Raw genomic sequence first — 2,322 nt, forward strand, 5'->3', positions numbered from 1 at the left:
GCCTTAGTTTGGCGTGGAGTTGGGGGCTGCTGGGCATAATAAATTGGCACGAGACGGCCGGTGGGAGACGAATGGCGCGCGGTCAACTCTGGCCGTGACGGTGTCGCCGAACACTTCAAGGACGCGATTCTTTTGATGCTGACAAAACTCCGGACACCAGAGGCGGTCTGCTTCGCGCTGGCAGTGCTTTTCGTTGCCATCCTCAATTTGCCGTTTTGGCGCATGATGCACCGGGTTGTCGAACCGCGGACCGCGTTCGAATGGCTTTTCATCGGCGCAACGTTTCTGTCCATTTTACTGTTGACCTATCTTCTCCTTCTTCTCATCGCCGTGCGGCCGCTGCTGCGTCCGGTTGTCGGGGTTCTGCTGCCGCTCACGGCCGCCGCGAGCTACTTCATGCTCGAGTACGGCGTCGTCATCGACGTCAACATGGTGCGCAACCTTTTCGAGACAAACACCGCCGAAGCGGGTGATCTCGTGTCGAGCAAGATGATCCTCTATATCGCGCTGCTCGGCGTTCTGCCTGCATTGGCTCTGTGGCGCGTGCCGATCGACTGGCCGCCCCATTGGCATGGCTTCAAACGCACGTCCGTGTCCGCTGCGGTGATCCTTCCGCTGTGTGCCGCGTTGCTCTTCCCGTTTTTCTCGAACGTGACGTCGGTGTTCCGGGAGAACCGGGCGCTCCGGTTGACGTTGACGCCCTCGAACTTTGTCAGTGCGCTCAACAAGTATGTGCGGTCGAAATCAGTGGCCATGCATCCCGACGTCAAGCCCTTCGCCGAGGATGCCGTCCGGGTGCAGTCTGCCAGCAGTAAGCCGCGCAAGTCGCTTTTCGTCGTGGCTATCGGTGAGACAGCGCGCGCTGATCACTTCGCGTTGAATGGCTACGCGCGGGCCACGACTCCCGAATTGACGAAAATTGATGGCCTCATCAATTTCCCAAAGGCGTATTCGTGCGGTACAGACACGGCGCAATCCGTGCCATGCATGTTCTCGGGATTGGGCCAGAAGGACTTCACCAATGCCAAGGCGTCCGGGCAGCAGAATTTGCTCGATATTCTGAAACGCGCCGGGCTCGACGTTGTCTGGCGCGAAAATCAAGCCGGGTGCAAGGGCGTCTGCGACCGGGTGACGACAGAAGTTCTGACCGGCCTCAAGCATCCGGTATTTTATGCCTACAGCGAGAACCACGATGAGATTCTGCTGGATGGGCTTGCAGACCGCATCAAAGGGCTGACGCAAGACACGGTCATCATCATGCACATGATGGGCAGTCACGGACCGGCCTATTGGAAGCGATACCCGGAGCGCTTCGAGACGTTCAAGCCCGTGTGCCAGGAGAGCCAGTTCAGCCGTTGCACGAACGCCGAGATCGTCAACGCGTACGATAATACAATCCTCTACTCCGATTATGTACTCGGGCGTCTCGTGTCGATCTTGACTGACGCGGCGGGGGCGGGCAATGCGGACACGGGCATGATCTACATGTCCGATCACGGTGAAAGCCTGGGCGAGAACAACATGTATCTTCATGGCATGCCCTATGCCATTGCGCCGGAGGCTCAAAAGCATGTGCCGGCCGTGCTTTGGCTATCGCGAGGGTTGAGTGAGACTAGTCGCACCGACACGGCGTGTCTGGCCAAGACTGCCGCCGGGCCGGTTAGCCACGACAATCTGTTTCACTCGGTGCTGGGTCTTTTTGATATCCGCACCGCCGTCTACGATGCAGCGCTGGATCTCTTCGCAGCTTGCCGCCACGCCACCGCGCTCGGGGCCTCACCCCCCGGCAGTGATACGCGACTGCAATAGCTAGGAAATCTTTGGCGCATTGTGCCGCTGGTAACAAACGGGCAACGCGAACTCCGGTACCTTGCGAATCACCCCGCGCAATTGGAGTTTGCCATGACACCCCAAACGACGACTAAGACGCCAGAACCGGCGCTTTCCTACCGCAGCGCAATCGCAACGGCGGTGTTTCTTGCCTTGACCATACTCGGCGCCTCGCCAGCCGGAGCGGTAAGCGCACGCGTAAAATTGTCCTGTGCGAGCGACTATTTTGCCTACTGCAGCGCCCATGCCGTCGGCAGTCCAGAATTAAGACAATGCATGAGAGATGCTGGCCCAAGGCTCTCCAAACGCTGCATTAGTGCGTTGGTCGCCGCTGGCGAAGTCTCGGAATCAGAAGTTGGCCGCCGGGCGGCTGAAGCCCGCCAATAACGCGTCTGGTGTCTTTCGAGTGGCGGCGCGGCGGACTACAGTCCGTCCGGCGCCAGGCTCTAAAGATACGGTTGCAATGCACCCAATTGTCCAGCTCGGGAAACT

Annotated in this window: 1 protein-coding gene; it reads left to right on the top strand. The window is 59.0% G+C overall.

Annotated features, from left to right (window positions below):
• Positions 1 to 60 precede the first annotated feature (60 nt).
• On the top strand, positions 61 to 1,809 hold the full coding sequence (locus WCE35_RS07320; protein ID WP_424592680.1) for a phosphoethanolamine transferase: 1,749 nt from the start codon (positions 61 to 63) through the stop codon (positions 1,807 to 1,809).
• Positions 1,810 to 2,322 lie beyond the last annotated feature (513 nt).

It is taken from the genome of Bradyrhizobium sp. (genome assembly GCF_049691595.1).
Taxonomy (GTDB): domain Bacteria; phylum Pseudomonadota; class Alphaproteobacteria; order Rhizobiales; family Xanthobacteraceae; genus Bradyrhizobium.